General features: G+C 65.8%; 23 protein-coding genes and 1 pseudogene. 11 read left to right on the top strand and 13 right to left on the bottom strand.

The genetic code is table 11. The features are described from left to right. The first annotated feature begins 156 nt into the window (after nt 1-156). Nucleotides 157-444 carry a hypothetical protein gene (locus tag ACGFNJ_RS16175; protein ID WP_393447986.1) on the top strand — a complete coding sequence of 96 codons (288 nt, stop codon included), beginning with the start codon at nt 157-159 and terminating at the stop codon, nt 442-444. Here the strand turns inward: ACGFNJ_RS16175 and ACGFNJ_RS16170 are convergent. The 4 genes from ACGFNJ_RS16170 to ACGFNJ_RS16155 form a co-directional block, all read right to left on the bottom strand. Further along, entirely contained in the window at nt 441-1313 is an 873-nt protein-coding gene (locus ACGFNJ_RS16170) for a universal stress protein (protein ID WP_393447984.1), read from the bottom strand. The genes ACGFNJ_RS16175 and ACGFNJ_RS16170 overlap by 4 nt on opposite strands. Continuing rightward, the gene (locus ACGFNJ_RS16165; protein WP_393447982.1) at nt 1310-2731 is read right to left on the bottom strand and encodes an amino acid permease; all 1422 of its coding nucleotides are present in this window, start codon (nt 2729-2731) and stop codon (nt 1310-1312) included. Before ACGFNJ_RS16165 ends, ACGFNJ_RS16170 begins: the two co-directional genes overlap by 4 nt. A 2-nt stretch (nt 2732-2733) precedes the next feature. After that, a complete protein-coding gene (locus ACGFNJ_RS16160; RefSeq protein WP_393447980.1) occupies nt 2734-2856 on the bottom strand; it encodes a hypothetical protein in 123 nt (40 codons plus the stop codon). Nucleotides 2857-3035: 179 nt separating this feature from the next. After that, nucleotides 3036-3536 (bottom strand): SRPBCC family protein, encoded by a 501-nt coding sequence (locus ACGFNJ_RS16155; protein WP_393447978.1) that lies wholly within the window; start codon nt 3534-3536, stop codon nt 3036-3038. A gap of 108 nt (nt 3537-3644) precedes the next feature. On the opposite strand from ACGFNJ_RS16155, the gene ACGFNJ_RS16150 reads away from it, so the two are divergent. After that, nucleotides 3645-4250 (top strand): GNAT family N-acetyltransferase, encoded by a 606-nt coding sequence (locus ACGFNJ_RS16150; protein ID WP_393447976.1) that lies wholly within the window; start codon nt 3645-3647, stop codon nt 4248-4250. Nucleotides 4251-4273: 23 nt separating this feature from the next. On the opposite strand, the gene ACGFNJ_RS16145 is transcribed toward ACGFNJ_RS16150, so the two are convergent. Continuing rightward, nucleotides 4274-4699, bottom strand: a complete 426-nt coding sequence (locus ACGFNJ_RS16145) for a hypothetical protein (RefSeq protein WP_393447974.1) — start codon at nt 4697-4699, stop codon at nt 4274-4276. 272 nt (nt 4700-4971) lie between these two features. Here ACGFNJ_RS16145 and ACGFNJ_RS16140 point away from each other — a divergent pair, with 272 nt between their 5' ends. Further along, a complete protein-coding gene (locus ACGFNJ_RS16140; RefSeq protein WP_393447972.1) occupies nt 4972-6924 on the top strand; it encodes an FAD-dependent oxidoreductase in 1953 nt (650 codons plus the stop codon). A 57-nt stretch (nt 6925-6981) separates the two neighbouring features. After that, a pseudogene (locus ACGFNJ_RS16135) lies at nt 6982-7218 on the top strand (pyridoxamine 5'-phosphate oxidase family protein); the annotation flags it as partial. Nucleotides 7219-7314: 96 nt separating this feature from the next. Here the strand turns inward: ACGFNJ_RS16135 and ACGFNJ_RS16130 are convergent. Beyond that, a complete protein-coding gene (locus tag ACGFNJ_RS16130) occupies nt 7315-7917 on the bottom strand; it encodes an HD domain-containing protein (RefSeq protein ID WP_393447970.1) in 603 nt (200 codons plus the stop codon). After that, nucleotides 7914-8555, bottom strand: coding sequence for an HD domain-containing protein (locus tag ACGFNJ_RS16125; protein ID WP_393447968.1), 642 nt, complete (start codon nt 8553-8555; stop codon nt 7914-7916). The genes ACGFNJ_RS16130 and ACGFNJ_RS16125 overlap by 4 nt, the downstream gene beginning before the upstream one ends. A 97-nt stretch (nt 8556-8652) precedes the next feature. Between ACGFNJ_RS16125 and ACGFNJ_RS16120 the strand changes: the two genes are divergently transcribed. The 4 genes from ACGFNJ_RS16120 to ACGFNJ_RS16105 all read left to right on the top strand — a co-directional run bounded on the left by ACGFNJ_RS16120 (nt 8653) and on the right by ACGFNJ_RS16105 (nt 11406). After that, nucleotides 8653-9606, top strand: coding sequence for a GlxA family transcriptional regulator (locus ACGFNJ_RS16120; RefSeq protein WP_393447966.1), 954 nt, complete (start codon nt 8653-8655; stop codon nt 9604-9606). Between the two features lie 82 nt (nt 9607-9688). Continuing rightward, nucleotides 9689-10354 carry an epimerase gene (locus ACGFNJ_RS16115; RefSeq protein ID WP_393447964.1) on the top strand — a complete coding sequence of 222 codons (666 nt, stop codon included), beginning with the start codon at nt 9689-9691 and terminating at the stop codon, nt 10352-10354. A gap of 160 nt (nt 10355-10514) precedes the next feature. After that, nucleotides 10515-10832, top strand: a complete 318-nt coding sequence (locus ACGFNJ_RS16110; protein ID WP_393447962.1) for a hypothetical protein — start codon at nt 10515-10517, stop codon at nt 10830-10832. A 292-nt stretch (nt 10833-11124) separates the two neighbouring features. Beyond that, nucleotides 11125-11406: a hypothetical protein gene (locus tag ACGFNJ_RS16105; RefSeq protein WP_393447960.1), complete on the top strand. Its 282-nt coding sequence runs from the start codon at nt 11125-11127 to the stop codon at nt 11404-11406. A 60-nt stretch (nt 11407-11466) separates the two neighbouring features. On the opposite strand, the gene ACGFNJ_RS16100 is transcribed toward ACGFNJ_RS16105, so the two are convergent. Together ACGFNJ_RS16100 and ACGFNJ_RS16095 are read right to left on the bottom strand one after the other, a co-directional pair. After that, nucleotides 11467-12381: a DUF4157 domain-containing protein gene (locus ACGFNJ_RS16100; RefSeq protein WP_393447958.1), complete on the bottom strand. Its 915-nt coding sequence runs from the start codon at nt 12379-12381 to the stop codon at nt 11467-11469. A gap of 262 nt (nt 12382-12643) precedes the next feature. Next, nucleotides 12644-13387, bottom strand: coding sequence for a phosphotransferase family protein (locus ACGFNJ_RS16095; protein WP_393447956.1), 744 nt, complete (start codon nt 13385-13387; stop codon nt 12644-12646). 563 nt (nt 13388-13950) lie between these two features. On the opposite strand from ACGFNJ_RS16095, the gene ACGFNJ_RS16090 reads away from it, so the two are divergent. The 3 genes from ACGFNJ_RS16090 to ACGFNJ_RS16080 all read left to right on the top strand — a co-directional run bounded on the left by ACGFNJ_RS16090 (nt 13951) and on the right by ACGFNJ_RS16080 (nt 17085). Then, a complete protein-coding gene (locus tag ACGFNJ_RS16090) occupies nt 13951-15297 on the top strand; it encodes a sensor histidine kinase (RefSeq protein ID WP_393447954.1) in 1347 nt (448 codons plus the stop codon). Continuing rightward, a complete protein-coding gene (locus ACGFNJ_RS16085) occupies nt 15294-15728 on the top strand; it encodes a DUF742 domain-containing protein (RefSeq protein WP_393447952.1) in 435 nt (144 codons plus the stop codon). The genes ACGFNJ_RS16090 and ACGFNJ_RS16085 overlap by 4 nt, the downstream gene beginning before the upstream one ends. A 100-nt stretch (nt 15729-15828) precedes the next feature. Then, the gene (locus ACGFNJ_RS16080; RefSeq protein WP_393449977.1) at nt 15829-17085 is read left to right on the top strand and encodes a cytochrome P450; all 1257 of its coding nucleotides are present in this window, start codon (nt 15829-15831) and stop codon (nt 17083-17085) included. Nucleotides 17086-17091: 6 nt separating this feature from the next. On the opposite strand, the gene ACGFNJ_RS16075 is transcribed toward ACGFNJ_RS16080, so the two are convergent. From ACGFNJ_RS16075 to ACGFNJ_RS16060, 4 genes are all read right to left on the bottom strand, one after another. Continuing rightward, nucleotides 17092-18000, bottom strand: a complete 909-nt coding sequence (locus ACGFNJ_RS16075) for a hypothetical protein (RefSeq protein ID WP_393447950.1) — start codon at nt 17998-18000, stop codon at nt 17092-17094. A 79-nt stretch (nt 18001-18079) separates the two neighbouring features. Then, complete coding sequence (gene xylA / locus ACGFNJ_RS16070; RefSeq protein ID WP_393447948.1) at nt 18080-19258, bottom strand: xylose isomerase; 1179 nt, start codon at nt 19256-19258, stop codon at nt 18080-18082. 87 nt (nt 19259-19345) lie between these two features. Continuing rightward, a complete protein-coding gene (locus tag ACGFNJ_RS16065; RefSeq protein ID WP_393447946.1) occupies nt 19346-19840 on the bottom strand; it encodes a hypothetical protein in 495 nt (164 codons plus the stop codon). A 42-nt stretch (nt 19841-19882) separates the two neighbouring features. Then, the gene (locus ACGFNJ_RS16060) at nt 19883-20917 is read right to left on the bottom strand and encodes a helix-turn-helix domain-containing protein (RefSeq protein ID WP_393447944.1); all 1035 of its coding nucleotides are present in this window, start codon (nt 20915-20917) and stop codon (nt 19883-19885) included. Nucleotides 20918-21058 lie beyond the last annotated feature (141 nt).

The raw sequence follows: 21058 nt of genomic DNA, 5'->3' as shown, positions 1-21058 counted from the left end.
TGGTCTGGACCAAACGAATCATCTTGTTGAACAACGCATTAACCCATCGGCGCGGAGGTTTCTCCCAGCCCGCTCCCGCAACTGTGAGTCACAGCCTTTTCGAAGGTCACCGCAAGCGCGATCACCGAAACCCGATCGACTCGACGGTCATCCGGCGTGCAACACACCAGCTCCGATTGCTTCAACGTCGCCAATGGACCCGTCGACGTCGCCATCCTCTGGAACAACGGCGAGCAGAGCGCGCTGTCCGGCAACTGGTCGGCACCGCTCATCGGCAATGGCGCAGCGAACAACACCCGCACCGTGGTGAGCGGCCTCGGCGCCGGACAGCGGGTGCGCATCGATGCCGCCTATGACCTCGGTACCCCGCAGAACTTCGGCGCATGCCTCGGGCCAGGCGTTGTCAGCGGCACCGGGGTCATCTCCAGCGCCGCTTTCGTCTAGTGCGGAAAGACGATTACCGGGACCGGTGAGTGGCGCACGATCTTCGCGCCGCGGGCGCCGAGGAGTATCCGAGAGAGGGGGCCGATTCGATTCGAGCCGATGGTGAGGATGTCGGTGGTCTCCCAGCCCACGTCTTCGAGCGACTCGGTCAGGGTGCGGCCGAAACCGATGGACAGTTCGACAGTGCGTGGCGTCGTGGGTAATTCGGCGACCCGCCGCTGGGTTACGGTGGCGGCTTGCTCGATCTCGGAGACCCATTCGTCGGCTACCGGTGCATCTCCTTCGGTGCCGAGACGAGTGGTGTACGGCGGCGGGATGCGCACCGCGAAGGCCGCGAGGCGGAGGGTGGCGTCCAGCCTGGCGGCGAGAGCGGCCGCTGCGAGCACCGCCCAGTCTTGGTCGACGGAGCCGTTGTAGGCGGCGGTTACCCGCTCGACGGCGCGCTGGTCCGGCATGCGAAACTCCTTGGGCGCCAAGGCGACCGGCACCTGCACGGCGTGCAGCAGGCGCGAGGTCACGCTGCCGAGCGCCAGATGGCCGAACACCCCGGCCGCGGAGGAGCCGACGACGATCAGGTCGGCGTCGTATTCGGCCACCAGCTCGAGCATGGCCGCCGAGATCGAACGCGCCTCCCGGACAACATAACTCGCTTCGACATCAGCGGGCATCGACGCCTGCGCCGACTCGAGCGTCGCGCGTGCGTCGATCCTCGCGGGCGGCACGGACTCCGGTTCGGTACCCTGCCGCGGCAGGACAGGGACGATCGCGCAGACCACCAGCCGCGCCCGTGCCGATCGAGCCAGCATCGCCGCGAGATGGACAGCGGCAGTGCTCGATACCTCAGGCGGACAACCGACGATGACTGTCATCCTTGCCCCTGTTCGACGAGTTCGGATCGGCGCAGGCGGGAGTGTTTGAAGCCGTAGCCGAGGTACCACAGCAGCACGACGGCGACCCAGCCGACAAAGACAACAAGGGTGATCGGCCGTAGATCCTTGATGATCCACACACAACCGATCATCGAAAGCACCGGGGTGACCGGATAGCCGGGAACCTTGAAACTGCGCGGCAGGTCAGGTGCGGTGCGCCGCAACACGATCACCCCGATCGATACGACGAGGAAGGCCACCAGGGTACCGACGCTGGTCATCTCGGCGAGGAAGTCGATCGGGATCAGACCGGCCAGGAGCGCGATGACCACGCACACGATGACGGTGTTGCGCGCCGGGGTGAGGGTCCGCGGATTCACCTTGCGGAACACCGCGGGGATCAGCCCGTCCCGCGACATGGCGAACAGGATTCGGGTCTGGCCGTAGAGGACGATCAGGGTGACGCTGAAGATCGACACCACCGCGCCCGCCGCCAACAGGGTGCCCGGCCAGGTCGCTCCGGTGACCCGTTCCAGGATCGCCGCCAATCCGGCTTCCTGGCCTTGGAAGTCAGCGGCAGGCTGCGCGCCGATCGCGACCGCGACCACCGCGATATAGACGCCGGTGACGGCGACCAGTGCGATCAGGATCGCCAATGGCAGGTTCCGGTGGGGATTCTTCACCTCTTCACCCGCGGTCGACACGGCGTCGAGGCCGATGTAGGAGAAGAAGATGAGTCCGGCCGCGGACATGATGCCGCCGAAGCCGAACGGCGCGAAATCGGCGAAATGATCGCTGTGCCAACCCACGAGGCCGACAACGACGAACAGCGCGAGGATCGCCAGCTTGATCGCGACCATGGCCGCGTTGACCTTCGCGGATTCGCTGACACCGCGGACAAGCAGAAAACAGCACAGCGCGACGAGCACGACCGCGGGAAGATTGACAATCCCGCCCTGTTGCGGCGCTTGCGACAGCGCCTCGGGTAGTCGGAATCCGAAGATGTTGTACAGCAACGCGTTCAGATACTGTGACCAACCGACCGCGACGGCCGCGGCAGAGACTCCGTATTCGAGCAGCAGGCAACCGCCGACCACCATTGCGGGCAACTCGCCGAGCGTCGCGTAGGCATAAGAGTAGGAAGAGCCCGAAACCGGTACTGCGCCAGCAAGTTCGGCGTAGCAGATCGCGGCGAATCCTGCGACGACGCCCGCCACCACAAACGAGAGGATCGTCGCGGGCCCGGCCACCGGAACCGCCTGCGACAGCACGAAAAAGATGCCGGTGCCGATCGTGGCGCCGATGCCGAACGTCGACAACTGGATCAACCCGATGGAACGGGACAGTTCACTGCCGCCGGTCTCGTCCGTCATCTCCCGAACCGGCTTGCGCCGCACGAGTTCCCGAAGAATCGCCATGGTCAGCCAGCCAGATCGAGCGGCGCGATCTCGTCGTAGACGTCGCCGAGGCCGGGATTCCCCGCAGCGGCCCGGCCGCCAGCAATACGCCGCGCGGATTGAGCGTCGGCGCGGCGTGTGGGCACGGGCTCCCCCTGGTTCTGGTCCCTCGGCCAAGGTTTCCCGACCGGTAGCTGATATCGACGCCCTCAGTTTGATGACGTGACAGCTATCCTGTCAAACGCGAGGGTGATCGACGTTTGCGCAAGCCGAAGGCCTGAACGTCGTCCCATATCTGCCATTTCGGCGGCCGAAGTGACCGCGTTCAGCTGCCCGGGTTCGGTGATCCCAGGAGTTTGCGCAGCAGCCGAACGCAGAGTCCCCACTGTGCCGGGCGGGCCACGGTGCCCGTGCAGGCCAGTTCGGCGCGGTCGAGGCTGTCTTCCAAACATGCGTTGTGCAGTGGTCCGATGGCCAGTGGCCAGGTGAGACGCGCCAGGCCGCTGGTCTTCATGGCGACGGTGTGCCGCAACAGCGTGTGGTCGTCATCGACGGCAAGAACCGCGTACTCGTGAAAGCCGTGGAAGCCACGCGGCCCGGTGAACGTGAATCGCACCCAGGTGGCCGGGACATACGCGGCGACGGTGTAGCGGATCGGTTTGTGCCCGCCGACCGCTCCGACCTGAAGGGGTCGATCGAACTGCATCGGCGGCCACGCCGCTGTCGGCCACAGCATGTCGTTGCTGCTCGACAGGGTGTCGATCAGCGGTCCCACCTCGCTGGGCTTCCCGGCCAGTAGTCGCTCGTGCACGTTGTAGACGGCCATCGCACCTCCTGGATCGGATATTAGAATGATTACTCTACATCAGTGGCGAGAGTGAACCGTCGCCGGTCCGTACGTACCGTTGGGCACTAGCCCCCAGGAGGTGTGGTCGTGCCGATCGCTACCCGCATCGCTACCCCGACCGACGTGGACGACTGCGCACGAGTGCTCGCCGCAGCCTTCGCCGACGACCCGGTCATGTCCGCAATCTGGCCCGACCAGCACCGACGCCACCGGGCGCTCGCTCGGTACTTTGCTGCCTCGATTCGGAATTTTCACCTGCCCGGTGGCGGGGTGCAGGTCGCGACAGACGAAGAAGGCCACCTCCGGGGCGTCGCCGTGTGGGACCCACCCGGGCAGTGGGATCAACCGATCTCGCGCACCGTTCGAGCTCTCCCCGAACTGGTACCGGCTTTTCGTTTCAGGACGACGGCCGCACTGACTGTCCGCCGCACACTGGACGAACACCACCCCCGCACACCGCCGCACTGGTATCTGGCGAATATCGGGACACATGAGGATCATCGCGGACAGGGCTATGCCGCTCAACTGATCTCGGACCGCCTCGCCGCCGATCCGGACACAGCCGCCTACCTCGTGTGCACACGCGAGAAGAACATCAGCTTCTACGAGCAATTCGGGTTCGAGGTCACCGGCACCATCACGCTGCCGGTGGGCGCAAAGCCCATGCTGTGGGCCATGATTCGCGAACCGTGACGCACTCCGCAGCACGGAGCGGTTCAGCAGGAGGATTCGTCGTCCAGCCTGGTCTCGAGATGCAAAGAGCCGACGTCGTAGGGGTTCGCGGCATCGACGTACCGATCAGGCACAGACAGCGTGATCAGTCGGCACTGCGCGGGTGCCGCGTTGCAGCTCGTGAAGATGTCGAGTTGCGGGGTCATCTTGGCAATGCTTTCGACGACCAAGGTCACGGCGAAGGTGCCGTCCTTCGACGGGTACATCTTCTGGACATCGTCCTGACCGATGCGCTTGTTGACGAGTTGCACTCGGGACTGAGTCGAGGTCGACGGCTGGCCGCTGCAGAGCAGTCGCCCCTTGACCGACACGGTCTGGCGATCCATCCGGACCTCCTGCGCCGTGCGCGTGGCCGACGGCGCGGCAACGGCTACTTCATCGGACCACACGGTGGTGGCGCCAAGGATCATCAGGGCAAATACTGGCAGACGGTAACGCATTGCGGGGTCCAATCTTCGACGTGGAAAGGGACGTGACAACGCGGAGCGCGACCATGGTAGTTCCTCGCCCATGAGCAGTGCCTCGCGCCAGCCGTCATTGCGAGATCCGATCGAGGCAAACCGCCGTAAGTGAATGAATATTCCGCCACTGCAGGGCTCCTACCTGGCTGTTGACGCCAATCGGCGCGCGGAGTCCACGCGACATGATTAACTCGACCAGCATTGGAGAAGGGGAGTTTTACATGGAGCCAACGGCCGAGCAGCGGGCAGCGCTGAGCATGATCTGCGATACGTTCGTGCCCGGTGACGGATCGACATTGCCTTCGGCGAGCGAACTCGGCGCGGCAGAAACCGTGTTCCGGCTGCTGGCTCGCGCGCCGCGGGAAGCCGATCGCAAGCAGCTGGCAATGCTATTGGGGTGGTGGGATTCTCGCTTGACCGGCCTGCTCCTCGGTGCCGGACCTCGCCGGTATTCCACACTGTCACAACAGGACCGAGAGCGGGCGCTGCTTCGGCTCGGTGCGTCGCGGTTGGCACCCGTGCGTGCCATCTTCCAAGCGCTGAAACAGGCGGCGCTGCTGGCCTACAACGTGACTCCCGGTCCCACCGGCACCAACCCGTTGTGGAAGGAGATCGGCTACCCCGGGCCGACCGGGCCGCTCAGCACCGCCGCACAGCCCGCGCTGACACCGATACGGTGCACCGAGAACACCACGCTCACCTGCGATGTGGTGATCGTCGGATCGGGTGCGGGCGGCGGCACCGCAGCAGCCGTGCTTGCCGAGGCAGGCCTCGACGTGATCGTGCTCGAGCGCGGAAACTATTACGACGACCAGGATTTCGGTGCAGGCGAACTCACCGCCCTGGAACAGCTGTACGCTCCCGGCGCCAGTTCCTCCGAGGGGCAGATCACCCTGGTCGCCGGCACCTGCCTGGGCGGAGGCACCGTCGTCAACTGGAGCACCTCGCTCCCCACCCCCGATTCGGTCCGCGCGGAATGGGCCGAATTGGGTGCGGCACAGTTCGCAACGACCGAGTTCGGCGACGCCCTCGAGGTCGTGCGACGCCGACTCGCCGTCACCGACAACCGCTCCCTGCTCTCGGCCCGCGACGATGTCCTTGAACGCGGCGCAGGGGCACTCGGATGGGCCGTAGACACGTTGCCGCGCAACGTCACCGACGCGTGCGACGCCGGAACCGAATGCGGCACCTGTGGTTACGGCTGCCGTGTCGGCGCCAAGCAGTCCGTCACCAAGACCTGGCTTGCCGACGCCGCCGCGGCGGGAGCCCGAATGGTCGTCGACGCGAATGTCCGCAGCATTCGGGTGAACAATGGCCGTGCTGAAGGTGTTTCAGCGATCACCGAGTCCGGTGTGCCGATCGAGGTGCGGGCCCGTGCCGTCGTGGTCGCGGCAGGCGCGGTGCAGACCCCTGCGCTGCTGCGCCGGTCCGGCCTTCGCAATGACAACATCGGCCGCCACCTGCGCCTACATCCTGCCGCAGCGGTGTTCGGCGTCTTCGACAACGAGGTGCGAGCCTGGGAGGGCGCGCTGCAGGGCCGAATCTGCCGTCAACACGCGAATCTCGACGGCGACGGCTACGGCGTCATCTACGAGACGGGCCCGATCCATCCCGGCCTTGCCATCGGCTTCATGGGCTGGCGCGGGGCCGACGCGCACCGCCGCACGCTGCTCGACTTCGCCAACACCACCGCGATCGGCGTCATCACCCGCGACCGCGACTCGGGCACCGTGACCGTCGACAAATCCGGCGAACCGATCGTCAACTACCGCCTGTCGGCGCACGACGCCGCCCACCTGCACACCGGGATCGAGGGCGCCGCAAGCATTCTCGAAGCAGCGGGCGCACGTCGCATCTTCTCCGGCCACCAAGCCGGCGTCGACTACGAACCCGGCCGCCGCGGTTCGCACGCCGATTTCGCCGCCGCCTGCCGCGATGCAGGATACGGACCGGGCCAGTGCGCGATGGGCGCGCTGCACATCATGGGCTCGGCCCGCATGGGCGGATCCCCGCGACTCTCGGCAACCAACCCCGACGGCGCCACCTGGGAAGTCGCGAATATCGTTGTCGCCGACGGCTCCTGCTTCCCCACCGCGTCCGGCGTCAACCCGATGATCTCCATCGAAGCGATCGCCTACATGAACGCGAAGAGGCTGGCGGCCCAGTTGACCTAGGTGGACCGGTTCCACACTGATGACCGGTGCGCTTGCCGAACGAACGGAGTCGAACCGATGCGAATGACCAGCGAAATGCAAGAGTTGGTGCGCCGCCAAGGGCTCGGTTTCGTCGCGACGGTGCGCAAGGACGGAACCCCGGCGGTGTCGCCGAAAGGGACGACCATCGTATGGAACGACGAGCAGCTGGTCTTTCTGCATCTGCACTCACCGGGCACCGTCGCGAACCTCGACGGCAACCCCGCCGTCGAGATCAACGTCATCGATCCGCTGCGCCGCAAAGGCTTTCGCTTCGCAGGCCGCGCTATCGGGAACGCATCCTCAACGACGGCACCGAATAGCCTCCGCAGCCAGAGCCCTACGCGGCTGGTATCGAATTGCGCGACAGAACTATTCAGGCTTCCCGAGGGGGTTCTCACGCAGTTTGGTCGCCAGCCCGTGGCGCAGAGCGACGGCCGCCGCACTGCGCGGTTTGCGGACAGCCTGTTGCTCGAAGCAGTGCGTGAACTCTTCGGCCAAGCCCAATCGCGGCCATTGCGACAATACTTCGGCTCGGATGACCGCAGGGGTCAGGCCCGTCTCGCGTCCGGTGATATCGATGCCGGTCGCCCGGTGCAGCAGATGCCCCTCGGGATCGGTGTCGACATCGACCGGCTCCCCCATGTGCCGGACGATGATTTCCCGCACTCGGCGCGCACGCGCCGGCGCCCAGCCCGCGCCCGCCGCGAACACCACCGCGACATGACCACCCGCTTCCTCGAAATCGAGCGCGTAGGAATCGAATTCGGGTAGCAAGCCGAAGTCGTGCAGCATTGCTGCGACAAAGAGCAGCTCGTCATCGATCGTGATGTCATCCGCCCGCGCCAGCGCCGCCGCCCAATGATAGGAGCGCACAGCGTGATTCAGCAGCGCGGGCGAGTAGTACTCACCCGCGATCCGCAGTGCGGCGCGCGCTGCATCGGTGTGCACCGGCGAAACGATCAGCATGTTCATGCCGCCCACGGCGAGTTCTCGATGATCTCGACGAAGTCCGCACGCTCGAAGCCAGGAACGAAATGCGCGAGGACATCGGCCTTCACGTTGCCGAAGGTGGTCTGCGGGCGGTGGCGGATCCCCTCGGTGAACGCGGCCAGGATCTCGGTTTTGAAGTTCGGTCGCGGGTGCGCGGCCACCACCTCGGCGCGCTGGTCGTCGGTGATCGACTCGTAACCTATTCCGAGCACGTCCAATTCGACTCCGCGGGTCACCAGCGCGATCTCCGGCGCCATGTGCAACGGGATCTCCGGGGTGGTGTGCAGCGCGATCGCGGTCCACACCCGCTCGGCGGCCGCGACGTCGTGGCCGTGCGCGCGCAGGAACCTGCGGGCTTCGTCGGCGCCATCGATCTCGAAGCGCTGATCGGAGCTGCGGTATTTCTCGGTCAGCCCCAGATCGTGGAACATCGCGCCCACATACAGCAGCTCCGCATCGAACTCGAGACCCGATGCGCGGCCCCGCAACGCCCCGAACACGAAAACCCGCCGCGAATGGTGAAACACCAAGGGGGTCGCGACTTCTCGCACCAGCTCGGTCGCCTCCCGCGCCATCCGGCTGTCGGGGATCCTGACCCCGGCGATCGTCTCCGCACTCATCTCGCTTCTCCTTCGATCGTGGCCGACCTCCTCACTGTGCCCGCGTCCACTACGCTGTCTCCATGTCTAAAGTGACAAACAAACCACAGATTCAGACATGACCCATCGGGTGGGGATCCTCGTCTTCGACGACGTCACCCTCCTCGACGTCACCGGACCGATCGAGGTACTGCACACCGCGGGCGCTTACGAATCGGTGCTGCTCTCGCCCCACGGCGGCCCGGTCATCACGTCGTCGAAGATCACCCTCACGACGACCGCCGCCGCAGCCGCAGGGCCGATCGACACCCTCGTGGTGCCCGGCGCCGATGCCTTGGCCGAGCACCGCATCGACGAGGCGCTACTCGACGCTGCGCGCACACTGGCCGCCGACGCTGCCCGCGTGGCGTCGGTGTGCACCGGCGCTTTCGTGCTGGCCGAGCTCGGCCTCCTCGACGGCCGCCGCGCCGCCACCCACTGGCGACACGCCCGCACCCTGGCCCACCGCTACCCTCGAGTGGACGTTCTGCCCGACGCGCTCCATGTCAACGACGGCCGCTTCCTCACCTCGGCAGGCATCAGCGCAGGCATCGACATGGCTTTGGCGATGGTCGAATACGACCTCGGCCCGGACCGAGCCCTCGCGGTCGCTCGCGAACTGGTCGTCTACCTGCAACGCCCCGGCGGCCAATCCCAATTCTCGACCGCCCTGCACACCCCGTCCCCACAAACCCCGGCGCTGCGCACCATCATCGATGCCGTACACGCCGATCCCGCCGCAGACCACAGCGCCGCCACGCTCGCCGCCACCGTCTCGCTGAGCACCCGCCAGATCGCCCGCCTGTTCCACACCGAACTGGGCACCACCCCCGCCCGATGGGTCGAACGCGTCCGCCTCGACCTGGCCCAGCAACTGATCCTGCGCGGACACACCATCACCGCCGCAGCCAGGCACAGCGGCCTCGGCAGCGACGAATCCCTGCGCCGCGCCTTCGCCCGCCACCTCGGACTCACCCCCACCGACTACAAACGCCGCTTCACCACCACCGCACCGCCCACCGTGCCGAGCTGAACGACAATCACGACCGCGAGTTGATGCCATCGGCGGTGGTGGTTCCGCCCGCTCCGGATGCCGGTGGAGGAAGATACCTGGCATGAAGGTGATCCTCTTCGGGGCGACCGGCATGATCGGGCAGGGGGTGCTCAACGAGTGCCTCCGGGACGAGCGGGTCGAACAGGTCGTCGCCGTCGGGCGCAGCTCGCTGGGCATCGAGAATCCCAAGCTGCGGGAGGTGGTGCAGTCCGATCCGAGCGATCTCTCCGCGATCGCCGGCGAACTGCCGGAATTCGACGCCTGCTTCTTCTGCCTCGGCGTCTCCTCCGTCGGCATGAAGGAGGAGGACTACCGCCGGATCACCTACGATTTCACCCTGCAGGTCGGTCGCACATTGGCGGCCGCGAACCCGAAGCTGACGTTCATCTACGTGTCCGGGCAGGGCACCGACAGCACCGAGCGTGGCCGCTCGATGTGGGGACGGGTGAAGGGCAAGACCGAGAACGATCTGCTCGCACTTCCCTTCCAGGCGTACATGTTCCGGCCCGGCTTCGTCCAGCCGATGGACGGCGTTGTCTCCAAGACCCGGCTGTATCGCGCCGGCTACGCGGTCACCGGACCGGTGATCCCGCTGTTCAAACGACTGGCCCCGAACGCGTTCAACGACAATCGAGAGATCGGCCGCGCCATGATCGCCGTCGCGGCCGCCGGGTCCGATATTCGCGTGCTCACGCCCCGCGAGATCACCGCACGAGCGACGAGCTAGCGGCATACTTTCTGCGCTCTCATACCGACGGATATGCACACGCTTGTTGCCTCCTTCGTAAAACCGAACATGGATTGGGAATGCATGTAGCGGGCGGTTTGCGTAACACGTCCGATCCGCGTGCGATGTGTTCAGACAACACCGATCAAGGAGGTTCGGAATGTTCTCTGCAAAGCGGCTCGCCGCAGGCGCCGTCGTCGCCACCGCCACCGCGGCCACTGTGTTCGCTGGTAGTGGCGTTGCCCAGGCTGATGTCCCGGTGTGGGAAGCCAACTGTCACGTCTACAACATCTTCAACACCGGCGGGATGGCCAATTGTGAACTGCCGACCTGGCATCAGGTGAAACTCACCTGCGTGGCGTGGCCGGTCCCCTTCACCTATTGGAAATACGGCCCGGCGCAGTACGGCCAGAACCAATCTTGGGCCAGCTGCGACTCATTCAACGCATTGGTGCGAGTCGAGGTTATCCAAGCGTAGTCGGGGCGCTGAGCGACGTTCGATAAATATCGTGTCTCCCAATGCTTTCGACGCCTGACGAGATGGCCCCTTGCCGAGGGCCGTCTCGACGGCGGCCACTGTCTGCCCACCCGAGCGATGTCGAATTAGGATCTCGCTGAGGCAATCAGTAGATCGCCCGCGTTCCAGTCCGGAAGCCATGCGACAGCAGAGCCACTGGTCAGGCACTGACCGCGCTCCCATGTCCGACCGCTGGAGATCCAGCCGCGGGGGACGTGGTGTCCCGATGAACGGCATACAGGACGATGGGTAGGTGAATACTCCTGCGCCAGGACCTATTTTCGATGTGATCGCTGTGCTGAACGGCGTGGTGGACCTGCGGTCCTATCCACGCAAGCACCTTGTGTTGAGCTCGCCGCAGACCGGCGGATTCGTGTTCGGCGCGGACGGTTATCAGCGTGCGATCTTCGAACCGGTCGTGCACTTGGTCAACGGCATCGAGCTGCTGGAATCGCAAGGCTGGGAGCTGGTCAGCGTCGTGGAACGGAACATCCAGAACGTTTACTACACAATCGCTTTCATGCGTCGGACCTGACGCGGTACGCCGGGCATTGCGATCCTGGATAGCAGGTCCGTGCCTGAATGCCGCGCGGGGCTATGCGGACGGGCCGGATGGCGGCACCGCGTCGGAGCGGCCGATCAGGATCAGGAATGCGGTGGCCGCAGCCACGCCGATCAGGCCAGCGATCTTGCCGAACGGTTCCGGATACGCCAGCCACGCGATCACCGCAGTGGTCAGCGCCGCCGCGGCCCAGGCCGGAACGCCGGCCTCTTTCAAAGCGTCCGCAATCTTTTGCCGCGCACCAGGTTCCGATGAGATTTCCTCCGGCAGCGCCTGCTCCTGCTGGAACGGGGGCGGATCCTTACGGCGACGGCTAGGCGGGTATGTCCCGGGATCCTGTGTGGGCACAGGCGCGGTCGGAACCGCAGGCACTGGCGGGAAGGTCGGCGGAAGATCGAGCGGCTTATCCGGTTTCGGCCTCGGAGGCGGAAACCCGGGCCGCTCTTTCGGCGGCACTTGACCGGGTGTGCGATAGGGATCTCCCGTACCCTGCTGCTTCTTCTTCCATTCCTCGTCGTCCTCGTTCTGGCACGAAACCTGTTGTGGGCCAGCACCTGCAACGGTGATCGAGCCGCCGTCGGCATAGCTTCCCGCGGCCTGTTGCGCACCGTGTTCGAGGTGCGCCGAGTCGGCGGCCACTCCGCCGCGCCGTTGCTGCACGACGTGAGCGAGCTCGTGCGCGAGCAGATGGTCACCCGCCGGGGTGCCGGGTTGATAGGTACCGTCGCGGAACGCGATATCCCTGCCGACCGTGAACGCGCTAGCGTGCAGTTGACGGGTTGCCGCACTGACGGAGGAGCCCAGATGCACTCGCACGTCGCCGAAGTCGGCACCGAATCTGGTTTCCATCTCGCGCCGGGTCGCGGGTTCCAGCGGCGCACCAGGCGTGGCCGGCACCGCGGTGAGGTCGATATCCATGCTCGGCGGCCGAATGTCACTCTGCCGCAAACGATCCCCTGTGGGTTGCCCGAGTGCTCGCCGAGCCATTTGTTCCTGGGCTAGTTGCTCGTTTCGCATGTCCACTGCCGATCCCCCTGTCTCCAGCGCACACCAGATCACGTGCACCCCGCGGCGCCGGGTCGCGAAGCCGTGCCGCCGGGTCATCCGCGGCAGCTCGTCGACCGCCAATCCTGCCCGCGACCGGAACCCGTGTACACCGACCGATCCGCCCAGCGAACCGAAGGCGCAGGCATCGCCCGCCGATCGCTCGTCACTGGGCCTTCAGCACGTCGACCTCACAGCCCGGCATGGCCGGATCGAAGCCGTGTTCGATCAGCCAGCGGATCCCGCGCAGGCTGCGCAGCGACCACCAGCCACGGATCACGTCGAGGTCGACGTGGGTGCCGTAGCCGGCCACCACGTCCTCGAGGTGCTCAGCGTGTCCGAGCGTCAAGGTGGCCAGGTCGTGCATGGCATCGCCCTGGGCCGCCTCGGACCAGTCGAGCACGCCGGTGATCTCGGCACCGGCGACGAACACGTGGGCGATCTGCAGGTCACCATGAGTGAACGACGGTGTGCACGGCCGCAGGGCGGCCTCGGCGATCCGGCGGTTGCGCGCGACCAAGTCGGTGGGAAGGACGTCGTTCGTGATGAGCCACGCACATTCACGGTCGAGTTCAGCGGCAAGGTCGTCGACACTGCGACCGGGCCACGGCGGCAGCGGTGCGTCGTGCAGCTTCCGTACCGCGGCACCTGCCGCGACCCATGCCGCCGACGACGCGGTCGACGGTTCGCCCAAGCGCCCGAGTGCCGTCCCGGGGAGGGCCGCGAGCGCGAGCACGGGTGGCTCTCGCCACAGGATCGCCGGAGTCGGGATCGGCGCCAAGGCCATCGCCTCGACCTCGAGGTCGGTGCGCGCCTGATCAGTGTCGATCTTCAAGTACACGTCGCCGACGCGCAGGGTCGCGCGCTCGTGATGGGCGACCACGACCTCGATCTCGTGCACGTCGGCCATTATCGCGGGGACAACCGCCGCCGTCGCCGGGTTTTCTCGGGCGCGACTGTGTGGCTGGTCCGGCCGACCGCTGACGGATCGAGCACTGCCTCGCCCAGCAGCCCGCCAGGTCGAGTCCACCTGGCCATCGCTTGTCAAGCGAAACGGCGCAGAAAGTTATCCGCAGCGGATTTTTGTTACCAAATCGAAGGTCTCTCCTCTTGCCATATCGACGACAATCACATATTAGCGAAGCACTCGAATCATTGGCTTGGTCAATGGTCCAACTGGACATGGTTGATAAATCGTTAACAAGTGGCGAACCGAGCTCATTGATCTGGCTAAAATGGCCCGTCGACGGTAGGAAAATCAGGGAGAGCCTGACACATATCCCCAGCTGTAACGCTTGCCACGTCGTTGACGCGGCATCGCGTGTTGTGTGTCAGAATTCATAGGCAACAGCTATTGTTGCGTTTAGGATTTTGCTCTTTAATTGGACAGCTACGATCAGGCAAATATGACTGCATGCGGTTTGCGTAAATCGAGTCTCCCCCGCATGCGCCCCCTGGGAGAGCGGTGCAGAAATGCGAAACTGGTCAGAGACGTTGAAGTCGTCGAACATCGAGGTCGAGGAGTACGCCGCGAAGGCTGTACGCGTGCTCTACCCGGCAGCGCTGGTGTGCGCTCTCGTCAGCGCGGTCGTCATCGTCGCCGCCGTGGTGAGCGCACCGGCGAGCTTCCGGGCCCCGCTCGCGCTGGGCGCCACCGTGGCCGCGATCGCGTTGTGCGCCGCGGTGGCCGCCGCCGTGCACTATCGGCGCGCCGCCGCATCAGCCGGCGCCGATGCCGCAGGGCGCATCGAAGCCGCGAACGCGGCCGCGCACGGTTGGGCGCGTGAGTCGGCCGACAGTGAGGGCCGCCGGGTCGCGGCGATGGCCGCCTTCGCGGTCGCGGCGGGCCGCCTGCAGGCGATGACCACCAGCATGCTTGCGGAGCTGCGGGAGATGGAAGACCGGCACGCCGAACCGAGCATGCTTGCCGACCTGTTCTTGCTCGACCATCGCACCGCGCAGGCAGGCCGACTCGCCGACAGCCTCGCCGTCCTCAGCGGAGGCAGATCGGGGCGCCGGTGGGCCAACCCGATTTCCGTCGAGTCGATCCTGCGCGGCGCCATGGGGCGCATAGCCGGGTATCAACGGATCAAGCTGCGGGTCGTGATCGATGTCGCGGTCGCCGGTCATGCGGCGGAAGGCATCATGCACACCGTCGCCGAACTCCTCGACAATGCCTGCAACTTCTCGCCGCCGACCACCGAGGTGCAGGTGTACACGGCCGAGATTCCCGCCGGTCTGGTGATCACCATCGAGGACAGCGGACTGGTCATGAGCGAATCGGCGCTGCGGCGGGCCGAGCTGCTCGTCTCGGGTTCGGACCCGGACGACAGCGGTTCCACGTCGGATCCCGCCCCGGTGATCGGCACCCGGCTCGGCCTCGCGGTGGTGGGATCGCTGGCCCGTAAGCACGGGCTCACGGTGTCGTTCCGCCCCTCCGCCATCGGCGGGACGGCGGCGGTGCTGCTGGTGCCGCGGGATCTGACCACCCCGGTGAATCACGCGCCCGCGTCGATCCCGGCGGCGTCGGCGCCGGAGTCGCTGCCGTCGATCGTCCCGCCGTACTCGGCGACCGAAGACCAACCCGACGCCACCGATTCGAAGCGGCGAGGTCGCACGCTGGTCGGGCTCAAGCCCGTCACCGAGGATGACGTGCCGAACCATGCCGCGCCGAACCAGCCCGCGTCGCCCCCTCCCGAGTGGGGCGCCCTCCAGCGCCTGGTGGCCAGTCGCGAAAAAGGTGGCGCGCCTTCGCCTTCCGCTAGAGAAGGGGACTACGCTGCCCCGTCGCGCGTCGGAAACGGGGAGGTCTCCCCATGACCGAACAAGCGATAGAAACCGTCCCCGCGCCACGCTACGTCGAGCGCCCGCTCGGGCAGGAGATACGCCGGACCGTCCGCAATGATGTCCCCGACCGGCTGTATGTCCTGACCGGGGGACGGAGCACTCCGGACTCCCACGCCTTCGATCCGGCCACCCTCGTGGTCAGCATGGTCGAGTCGGCGCCGGATATGCCGACCGAGCAGGTGGCGATCCTCGACATGTGCCAGACACCCACCATCGTTGCCGATATCGCGACGAATCTGGGGCTGCCGATCGGCGTCACCACGATCCTGCTCTCGGACCTGTTGCGCGCGTCGAAGATTACCGTGCGCCAACCGCAGCCTGCCCCGAACACTCTTGGTGCGCGGCGTAATACCCAGCGCGCCGCCGCTCCCGAGGAGGTGCCCAGTGGACTCCGCAACGTTTGATTCGCGAGCTATCCCACGCGATGTCGCCAGTCAGCAGCGTCCGGCGTGGGCTGACGACAGCGCGGCGCCGAGCGGTTGTCCGGTCCACCGGTCGACGCTGGTGTCGTTGAGCGACAACGGGTTCCGCCCCGGCCACCACGATCAGTATCAGCAGATTCGCCGCGAGCACGGGCCGGTGGTCGGCGTCGAGCTGCCAGGCGGCATTCCGGCCTGGTTGGTCATCGGCTACATCGAACTGCATCAGGTCACCAGCGATCCCGTGCTGTTCCCCCGGGACAGTGGTCTGTGGAACCAGTGGGCGAACATACCCAAGGGGTGGCCCCTGCTTCCGATGATCGGCAGGCCGAATCCGTCGATCATTTCCACCGCGGGCGCGGCGCAGCGCAGTCACGTTGCGACCGTGGAGCCCGCGCTGGAGTCGGTCGACCTCATCAGATTGCGACAGACCTGCGAACGCCTCGCCGACCGCCTCATCGACGGCTTCTGCGGCAGGGGCACAGCCGATCTCGTCGCGGACTTCACGGCACCGCTGCCGATGTTGGCGCTGGCTTGGATCTTCGGCTTCGCCGACGAGGAGGAGCCGCAGTTCGTCGACATGATGAAGATGCTGGCCACCAGCGGTCCCGATGCGGAAGCGCAGTACGCGAACGTCGTCAGGCGGATGGAGCAGTTGCTCGCCGTCAAAAGGACCAAGCCCGGCGCCGATCTGGTGTCGCGGATGCTCGCCCAGCCCACCCCGTTCACCAACGCGGAGTACGCGCGAGACTTGTTGGCAGTCATCACCGCCGGGTATCTGCCGACCGTCGACTGGATCGGCAACTCGGTGCGGCTGATGCGCACCGACGAGCGATTCGCCGCGGCGCTCGGCGGCGGCCAGCACAGTATCGAGCAGGCGATGATCGAGGTGCTGTGGGAAGACACGCCGATCCAGATCTTCCCCGGTCGCTGGGCAGCGTCCGATACCAGGCTCGGCGACAAGGACATTCGAGCGGGAGACATGCTGCTGCTCGGGTTGGCCGCCGCCAACACCGACCCGCACGTCGGCCGGAATCTCACCGGGAGTGTCGAAACAGCCGGAAACAGTGCGCATTTCGCTTTCGGTTACGGAGAGTATCGGTGCCCGTTCGCGGCGCAGCAGATCGGCGAGATCATTGTGCGGTCCGGCATCGAAGTGCTCCTGGACCGGTTGCCCGATCTCGATCTGGCCGTGCCCGCGGAGAATCTGGTCCGACGTCCGTCGCCGTTCGTGCGCGGAATCGCTTCGATGCCGGTCCGTTTCACGCCCGTACGCCCGGCCGGCTCCACCCCGGTGGCGAACGCCGCGCGCACATCGAGGCTGTGGAGGTCGGCCAAATAGCTCGATCTAGCTTGATCGCTGGCGGAGGTATTCGGCGAGGTCGCTGAGATGATCAGTGGCGATGCGATCTACTCCGGTGTCGTACTGCATGTCCCACAGAGCTTTTCGGGCGGCTCCTGGCTGTTCCGGTACGCCCCAGAAACGTATCCGCTTGCCTTCTCGATGGGCGCGGTCGACCAGCTCGGTGAGCGTGCGCCGTTCCGCGTCCGGCATCGCGCCCTCCCCGCGCCAACGGAACAGCTTGGCCCAGTCGGCATTGATTTCCGGCATCAATGTCGCGGGGATGCCGGTGCCGAGGTCGTTGGGTGCGCCGATCACGAAGGCGCTGCGGGGGTTCTGCGCGGCCAAGGTCGTCCGTAGGTCGGTGCCGTCGGTGAAGGCAGTCAGCAGGCCGATGGTCACGGGGCCGCGAATCACACGGCCGTCCACGTAGCGGGTGAACAAGCCGGCATACTGCGGATCACGCGTAAGGTCGTCCAGCACCCGATAGGCCGTCGGCGCATCCCATTTCATCTCAATCAACAGCTGGAACTCGCCGGTGTAGCCGGGGAGCACCGTGCCGCCGTTCGCCGCGACAATCTGCCGCAGCGGATCCAAGTAGAGGGAGCGCAGCGTGCGCTGTGGGCGAATCTCCCACGGCGCGTGCGCCACCGACAGGTCGGTCGACTGCAGTCCCGGATACACATCGGCCTCCACACTCGTGAAGCCTTGCGCCAGAGCGTCATACAGCGGTCGATCATGCAGGTAGTCGTTGTGCGCATGCGCGCGGGGCAGCGGCGCCACCGCAGGCGCGGCCGCCGCAACCCCTGCTTGCGGGGCAATAAGCAGTACGGCGAACATGATCCACGCCACCACTGCCCGTGCGAGCCGGCGGCCGCCCGGATTCTCCGAGAGATATCGATCGACATTGTGCATGCCGCTGAGCAAACCGTCGACTGCTGATCTTCGCAACACCAGCCGTTACTGCGCGAGCGTGGATACCCGACGGCGATCCTCAGCCGAGGAGATGCTCGACGGCCAACTGTTGCAGGGCGACGAATCCGAAGTCGCGTTCGGCGGCTTTCTCCGGATCGAAATCGTCGGTGGCGGCCAGGAACTCCGCGACCGACTCGCCTGCGCCGAGGGTGGGTTCGGCGAGGTCGAGCACGCCGGAATAGCTCAACGCCTCTTGCACACGAGGGTCGGCGCGGAACGCGCGGGCCTTCTCGGCCAGCGCCAAGTAGGTAGCCATGCATGCCGCTGCCGACTCCCACACGCCGGCCAAATGCTCTGTGCGAGAAGGTTTGTAGTCGAAATGTCGCGGCCCGGTGTACCGGGGTGCGTCCGGGTATCCTGGAAAGCCGTTCTCGAGGAGGTCGACGGTGAAGAAGGCCGACATCAGGTCACCGTGACCGAAGACCAAGTCCTGGTCGTATTTCAGACCGCGCTGACCATTGAGGTCGATGTGGAAAAGCTTGCCGCTCCACAGCGCCTGCGCCAGGGCGTGGGTGTAGTTCAGATTCGCCATCTGCTCGTGACCGGTCTCCGGGTTGAGGCCGACGATATCGCCGTGCTCCAGTTCGGCGATCAACGCGAGGGCGTGCCCGACGGTGGGCAGGAAGATGTCGCCGCGCGGCTCGTTGGGTTTGGGCTCCAGCGCGATTCGAAGGTCGTAACCCTGCGCCTTGATGTAGGCGGCGACGGTATCCAGGCCCTCGCGGTAGCGCTCGAACGCGGCGTACACATCTTTCGAGCCGTCGTACTCGCTGCCTTCCCGGCCACCCCACATGACGAAGGTGGATGCGCCGACCTGCGCCGCCAAATCCACGGCGCGCAGGATCTTCCGCAGGCCGAAGCGCCGCACCGACCGATCGTTGGAGGTCAACCCGCCGTCCTTGAACACAGGGTGCGTGAAGGTATTGGTGGTCACCATCTCGACGGTCAGTCCCGCTTTGCCGGTGGCGGCCAGCAGACGTCCGACAATCCGGTCCTTGGTGTCCTCGTCAGCGTCGAAGGGGAATACGTCGTTGTCGTGGAAGGTGATTCCCCACGCGCCGAGTTCGGCCAGGCGTTCGGCATATTCCCACGGCCCGAGCGCGGGGCGGGTGGCGTGCCCGAACGGATCGATCCCGGTCCATCCGACTGTCCACAGACCGAAGGAGAACTTGTCATCGGGAGTCGGTGGTCGTGTCATCGTGCTGCTCCTGGTGCGCTGGTTCTGGTCCGGCGCCCCGGGACATGACTGTTGCTGTCCCGGCGCCACTCCAGCCCATCCTCGTCGTCAATCGAGGTCCGCCGCACCCGATCCGCGTATTCGCCCTGCCTGTTGGCGTAGGTACCCGACCAGCGCGCCCAATAGCGGTAGCTGAGTGAAGCCGTAGATGACGTGAAAGGCGTAGTGGTACAACGTCTGTTCCGGATCGAACGGCAATGTCGACAGCGGCAACACACTCACCACGGCGCCGCCGAACAGATGCAACAGCCCCCAGCCGAGCAGCACCCATGCCGTAACCCGCCGATATCGGCGCACCCACCAGAAAGCGCCCAAGAAGAGATAGACAGCAGTGGGATAGGCAGATTCAGGACTGAGAAGTGTTTGCCCCGGCAAATCCGCGACATTGTGTACGAAGAACCCCAGCCAAGACAGTGCGAGCGCGCCCAAGACGACAAGCGTGGATATTTCACCCTCATACGGCCGGAAACTACTGTTGCGCATGCTTCCCTCACCGCCGTCGACATCGTTGCCGCCGATCAGTGTGCCGGAACCCGCGCCCACAACAATGAAACCAGTTCGCTCAATGGACCGAGCCGGTGCCGGTCAGCAGTGGGATGGTGAGTTCCGGTCGGTCCGAGTCTTTTCGGGGGTGGGGCGCGCCGAGTCCTGTTCGGGCGGCGGCGTTGCATCGGTTTTGATCGCGCGGTACTCGGTTGGCGGGACGCCGTAGGCTGCGCGGAATGCGCGGCTGAATCCTGCCGGGTCGCGGAATCCCCATCGGGCGCCGATGACGCTGACCGGACGGTCGAGCAGGCTGGGGTCGAGCAGGTCGGCGCGGCAGTGCTCCAGCCGTCGACGCCGGATCGAGACAGTGACCGTGTGCTCGTCCGGTTCGAAGAGCTTGTGCAGGGTGCGGGTGGAGATGTGATGGGCCGCAGCGATAGTGGCGGGTGACAGGTCGGGATCGCCGAGGTGCTGTTCGATGAACGCCTGCACCCGGAGCTTCATCGCATGCTCGCGGCTCTCGGTCGGCACGGTCGATTCGCGGTCGAGCCTGGTCGCGATGGCGAGCGCCACCAGATCGAGGAACGCTGTGCCGATCCGCGCGTCGTTGACACCGTCGTAGAAGTCGAGGTGCTTGACCAGCTCCCTGGCCATCACCGCGACAAGCGCGGTGTACGGGTCGCCCGTGGGGAACCGGACCGCGGTGAGTTCCCTGATCCTGTTGTGGCGCACCGGAAGGAGCTGGCGCGGAAACATGACGATCGAGATGTCTTGCGATTGCTCGATGGCCAGATGGCTCGGACGGGCGAGATCCATAAGAATGACCTCCCCCGGCTTCAGGCGGGACTGCCTGCCTTCCTGTTCGAAGATCCCTTCCCCACTGGTCGCGAGGTTGATCTTGTACATGTCCGGATCGGATTTCCCGATGAGATCGGGCGTCCGGGTTGCCTGGATAGCGGAGGTCCGGAAGCGCATCGCCGAGACCGGGCCGATCGTCGCCTGGTGGATCTGGCTGCGAATATCGCTGTCCGGAACGCGGATCCGGACCGGCGCCAGCGCGGTGCACAGCACCCCGTGCCAATAGTCGAGGCGCGTTCTCGTTGGCTCGTCTTCGGATCGGAACCGCGTGGCCATGATCAACCTCCGGGATCGTCCTCCGTGGGCAAAGGTAGGCCGAAGGCTACAACTCGTATCGAGCGCAGACCACGGTGTGATCATAAAGTTCGTCCCGGGCAGCCGGCCGGTTCAGGTGTGCGCGCGTTGCCAATGATCTTG

Origin of the sequence: Nocardia sp. NPDC049149 (genome assembly GCF_043197455.1) — a bacterium.
GTDB lineage: Bacteria > Actinomycetota > Actinomycetes > Mycobacteriales > Mycobacteriaceae > Nocardia.
This window is presented reverse-complemented; position numbering and strand designations above follow the sequence as displayed.

Bases quoted from the DNA above. Each gene is read 5' to 3' on its own strand.
- ACGFNJ_RS16125 (WP_393447968.1), bottom strand. From the start codon at position 8,555: ATGAGTGCGGAGACGATCGCCGGGGTCAGGATCCCCGACAGCCGGATG.
- ACGFNJ_RS16075 (WP_393447950.1), bottom strand. From the start codon at position 18,000: ATGCACAATGTCGATCGATATCTCTCGGAGAATCCGGGCGGCCGCCGG.
- ACGFNJ_RS16145 (WP_393447974.1), bottom strand. From the start codon at position 4,699: ATGATCCTTGGCGCCACCACCGTGTGGTCCGATGAAGTAGCCGTTGCC.
- ACGFNJ_RS16130 (WP_393447970.1), bottom strand. From the start codon at position 7,917: ATGAACATGCTGATCGTTTCGCCGGTGCACACCGATGCAGCGCGCGCC.
- ACGFNJ_RS16085 (WP_393447952.1), top strand. From the start codon at position 15,294: ATGACCGAACAAGCGATAGAAACCGTCCCCGCGCCACGCTACGTCGAG.
- ACGFNJ_RS16120 (WP_393447966.1), top strand. From the start codon at position 8,653: ATGACCCATCGGGTGGGGATCCTCGTCTTCGACGACGTCACCCTCCTC.
- xylA (WP_393447948.1), bottom strand. From the start codon at position 19,258: ATGACACGACCACCGACTCCCGATGACAAGTTCTCCTTCGGTCTGTGG.
- ACGFNJ_RS16090 (WP_393447954.1), top strand. From the start codon at position 13,951: ATGCGAAACTGGTCAGAGACGTTGAAGTCGTCGAACATCGAGGTCGAG.
- ACGFNJ_RS16155 (WP_393447978.1), bottom strand. From the start codon at position 3,536: ATGGCCGTCTACAACGTGCACGAGCGACTACTGGCCGGGAAGCCCAGC.
- ACGFNJ_RS16110 (WP_393447962.1), top strand. From the start codon at position 10,515: ATGTTCTCTGCAAAGCGGCTCGCCGCAGGCGCCGTCGTCGCCACCGCC.
- ACGFNJ_RS16060 (WP_393447944.1), bottom strand. From the start codon at position 20,917: ATGGCCACGCGGTTCCGATCCGAAGACGAGCCAACGAGAACGCGCCTC.
- ACGFNJ_RS16165 (WP_393447982.1), bottom strand. From the start codon at position 2,731: ATGGCGATTCTTCGGGAACTCGTGCGGCGCAAGCCGGTTCGGGAGATG.
- ACGFNJ_RS16115 (WP_393447964.1), top strand. From the start codon at position 9,689: ATGAAGGTGATCCTCTTCGGGGCGACCGGCATGATCGGGCAGGGGGTG.
- ACGFNJ_RS16095 (WP_393447956.1), bottom strand. From the start codon at position 13,387: ATGGCCGACGTGCACGAGATCGAGGTCGTGGTCGCCCATCACGAGCGC.
- ACGFNJ_RS16170 (WP_393447984.1), bottom strand. From the start codon at position 1,313: ATGACAGTCATCGTCGGTTGTCCGCCTGAGGTATCGAGCACTGCCGCT.
- ACGFNJ_RS16140 (WP_393447972.1), top strand. From the start codon at position 4,972: ATGGAGCCAACGGCCGAGCAGCGGGCAGCGCTGAGCATGATCTGCGAT.